This window comes from Flavobacterium columnare NBRC 100251 = ATCC 23463 (assembly GCF_002530675.1).
GTDB classification, from domain to species: Bacteria; Bacteroidota; Bacteroidia; order Flavobacteriales; family Flavobacteriaceae; genus Flavobacterium; species Flavobacterium columnare.
Map to the genome: position 1 here is coordinate 1 of NZ_PCMX01000086.1, position 3522 is coordinate 3522.

Consider the following 3522-nt stretch of genomic DNA (forward strand, 5'->3'; position numbering starts at 1 on the left):
ATAAAGTATTACCCTTTTGGCTCCCTCATTCCAAACCGTCACGGGGCTAGTAATCAGTATAGATACGGGTTTAATGGAAAGGAAAAAGATGATGAGTTAAAGGGCGAAGGGAATAGTTATGATTTTGGAGCAAGACTTTTAGACCCGAGAATTGGAAGATGGTTTTCGCCTGATCCTATGGAAAAAAAAATTCGCTTCATTAAGCACATATAATTTCGCCTTAAATAATCCTATAATGTTTAATGATACTGATGGTGAAGACCCTGTTAGACCTTGGAAAAATATTATTAAAGGTTATTCAAAAAGTGTTATAGAAGTTAAATCATATCTTTATATTACACAGAATATAAATAATCAAATTAAAGTATGTAAAGTACCTGAAAGCTATAAATTTACAAGGGTTGCTACTCATTTACTAAATTTAGTTACAGGGGTTAGCAAGGAACAAATTCAAAATGTTACAGTTAAATTTAGTGATTTTGGTGATCCTGGTTCTTCACTTACTACTGGTAGAAATTCAGATGAAGCCAATATTTATCATTATTATGATGAAAATTCAGCAACAGAGCCTAGATATACAATGACTTTTTTAAAGAGAAATGCTCACGAAGTAGGGCATATACCTCAAGTAGAATATGGAAATACAGTACATATAGTGAGTTCAATATTTCAATATGCAGAAAATGTTGTTACAGGACAAAATTGGCATAATGGTAGTTATTCTACAAAAGAAAGTGAAGCAGATGTAGGAGAAAATATATTTCAAAATTTTGCAAACTTTGTTGATAGTTATTACGGAAAGGATAAATTAAAAAGCCTATTAGAAAACCAAAAAAATTCTGATGATGTTAAAATAAAAAGAATTAATACTTGGTGGAAAAAATATATAGATGTTGAAACAAAAGAATCAAGAAAATTTATAAATAATACTTTTAAACAGCCTAAAATTAGTAAAGATTTTAAAAAACGAAATAAAAGTACAGCAACTAATTAAAGATTAAAATAAAAGTACAAATACTATACTGTTTAACTTTTTTAGAGTTGTTAAATTAAGTTTTTTACAAAGAATAAAATAAATTATTTTAAGAAATGGTAAAATATTTTTACACTATAAGTTTAGTTTTTTTATTAATATCTTGTAATTCAGACACAGTTCATCAGATATATTTTGATGTTGAAAAACAAGTTCTCTATAGTTGTAATGAGAGTCCTTTAAAAAATATTTCAATTGAAAGTGATTCTATTTCAAAAGAAGGTTTCCCTATTAACGAATCAATGATGTTAGTATGGAATAATAATCAAAAATCACCTCCTTTAGAGATTAGTTTTAAGAAAATCCCTGTGTATTACACATATACAAAAGGAGGAATAAAAAGGAATATAAAATATTTTAATTTGAAACCAAACTGTTCTTACTTTATCGAAAAATGGGGTGGAGGGAAAAAATCTTTTATAGTAAAAATATGGACAGATTCTTTGAGAAATATTTATAAAACGACCCATAAAGACTGTGGATCAAAAAGCACACTTGGAAACATTGAAGCTCCAGCTCCACAATAGTAAATCTACTTCTCCAATTCTCCTGACATTGAGGGATAATAAATAAAAAACAAAACACGCTTTTGAGCGTGTTTTTTTGTGGGTTGTTATGAGGTAGTAAGCCTGCTTGGCTTTGTAGCCCCGATCGCTCGGATATGCCCCCGATCGATCGGATATAACACAAAGTGAGTCTCAACGCAAAGGTTACCAGATGTCGCGGATATGACACAAAGTGATATGCGCAATCTTGGTTCAACGCAAACGTTAGCGCAGAAATGTTTTCTGTGCCCACAACAGAGAGTAAAAAACAAAACACGCTTTAGGGCGTGTTTTATTGTGGGTTGTAGTAAAGAAATAAAACGATTATTTTAAGATGGACTGAATTTTAGTTTTGGCAATAAAGGCATCAATGGTAGCGAAGATATGTTTTTTAGTTTCTTCATCAAGGTTTTGAATTTCTTTTAATCTAGTTAGGGTTTCTTTGTCTATTTGTTCATATACTCCATCTTTTACAAGGTAATCAATAGTAACTCCGAGAGCTTCAGCAATTTTAGAAGCCATATCAATAGACGGAGAATTTTCTCCACGTTCATACTTACCTATAATGTCGCCAGAAGTTCCAACCATTTTTCCTAAATCAGATTGCTTTAGTTTTTTCTGTTTCCTAGCGTATGTTAGTCTGTCTGCAAAAGCTATAAATACCTCGTTTTTAAGAGTAATTTAATACTATTTAGCAAATATAGATTACTTACCCCGATCGCTCGGATATAACACAAAGTGAGTCTCAACGCAAAGGTTAGCGCGATTTTGTAAATCGTGCCCACAACAGTGATAAAAACAACAAAAGCAACCTCTAAAGTTGCTTTTGTTGTTTATGGTGGTAAAATTTTTCTTTTATGAAAGTCTAAAAGCTTGTTTGGCTTTAGTGTCTCTAATGAAAGCGTCAATTATAGCGTTTATTTTTTCTTTTTCGGCTTCGGGTAATTTTTGTAATTCTTCCATTCTGTAAATTACATCACTATCAAAAACCGTGTCATCTTGAGGCTTGTCATTCATTAGGAAATCTAAAGTTATGCCTAATATATCAGCAATTTTTTTAGCCTTATCAGCAGTTGGCATAATATCATTTCTTTCATACTTTCCTATAGCATCTCTAGATACCCCAATTTTATCTGCTAAATCACCTTGGGAAAGGTTTTTTTGTTTTCGTAGGTTGGTTATTTTATCTCCTAAAGTCATAGTAAAAACAGCATAATTGTATTAGATGTTTACAAAAATATACATAAAAAGTGATTAGGTAAAGAAAAAGTTTATAATAGTTCTTTTTTAATTAAAAACTATATTCTACTTTTGTTGATAATAAGTAACCAAAAATATTATTATCAACAATATGGAAAAATCAAACTTAAACACACAAAACCCCAACCACTACCTCTACGAAACCAAACACCTTAAAATCTCTATTCTAGGAGGTATCAGGTTCAATAATTTAGAAGCGTTACGAGTCACATTAGGAATAAGCAAACAAAAGTCGGAGCAAGTATTAAGACAGAATATTGATTTGTACAACGACACCAGTATAGAAAAACTCACTAGAAAAGTAGCCGAACGACTAGAAATAGGCACAACCATAGTAAGAAGAGATTTAGACCAACTTACAAACGAACTCGAAAATTACCGATTACAAGAAGTAGAACAACAAGGCAAACTCTACGAAAAACAAGTAAAAGTACTCACAGAAAAAGAAATCAAAGAAGCAAAGGAATTTTTAAGTCAAGAAAAACTAATAGAAAGCACACAAGAGTTAATCGGTAAATCGGGAGTAATCGGTGAAGAAATTAACCGATTATTAATGTATCTAATATTCACGAGTAGAAAAACCAACAATCCATTACATTGTATATCACTAGGAAGTAGCGGAGCAGGAAAAACACACCTACAAAGTAAAGTATCGGAATTAATCCCAGAAGAAGACAAAATCGA

General features: G+C 31.1%; 5 protein-coding genes and 1 pseudogene. 4 read left to right on the forward strand and 2 right to left on the reverse strand.

What is annotated here, in order from left to right; genetic code table 11:
- The 3 genes from B0A78_RS11485 to B0A78_RS11495 form a co-directional block, all read left to right on the forward strand.
- On the forward strand, positions 1-213 hold a 213-nt coding region (locus B0A78_RS11485), incomplete at its 5' end, for an RHS repeat domain-containing protein (protein ID WP_317044843.1).
- Between the two features lie 22 nt (positions 214-235).
- Positions 236-994, forward strand: coding sequence for a hypothetical protein (locus B0A78_RS14730; protein ID WP_186809004.1), 759 nt, complete (start codon positions 236-238; stop codon positions 992-994).
- Positions 995-1089: 95 nt separating this feature from the next.
- Entirely contained in the window at positions 1090-1560 is a 471-nt protein-coding gene (locus B0A78_RS11495) for a hypothetical protein (protein ID WP_063743592.1), read from the forward strand.
- Between the two features lie 342 nt (positions 1561-1902).
- Here B0A78_RS11495 and B0A78_RS11500 read toward each other — a convergent pair whose 3' ends face one another.
- Together B0A78_RS11500 and B0A78_RS11505 are read right to left on the reverse strand one after the other, a co-directional pair.
- Entirely contained in the window at positions 1903-2259 is a 357-nt protein-coding gene (locus B0A78_RS11500; RefSeq protein WP_317044844.1) for a helix-turn-helix domain-containing protein, read from the reverse strand.
- A gap of 174 nt (positions 2260-2433) precedes the next feature.
- Positions 2434-2778, reverse strand: coding sequence for a helix-turn-helix domain-containing protein (locus B0A78_RS11505; protein ID WP_097609686.1), 345 nt, complete (start codon positions 2776-2778; stop codon positions 2434-2436).
- A gap of 151 nt (positions 2779-2929) precedes the next feature.
- On the opposite strand from B0A78_RS11505, the pseudogene B0A78_RS11510 reads away from it, so the two are divergent.
- Positions 2930-3522 (forward strand): annotated as a pseudogene (locus B0A78_RS11510) (hypothetical protein); the annotation flags it as partial.

What these genes read in the sequence shown, in the direction of transcription:
- B0A78_RS11505 (WP_097609686.1), bottom strand. Translation starts at nt 2,778, where the DNA reads ATGACTTTAGGAGATAAAATAACCAACCTACGAAAACAAAAAAACCTT.
- B0A78_RS11495 (WP_063743592.1), top strand. Translation starts at nt 1,090, where the DNA reads ATGGTAAAATATTTTTACACTATAAGTTTAGTTTTTTTATTAATATCT.
- B0A78_RS14730 (WP_186809004.1), top strand. Translation starts at nt 236, where the DNA reads ATGTTTAATGATACTGATGGTGAAGACCCTGTTAGACCTTGGAAAAAT.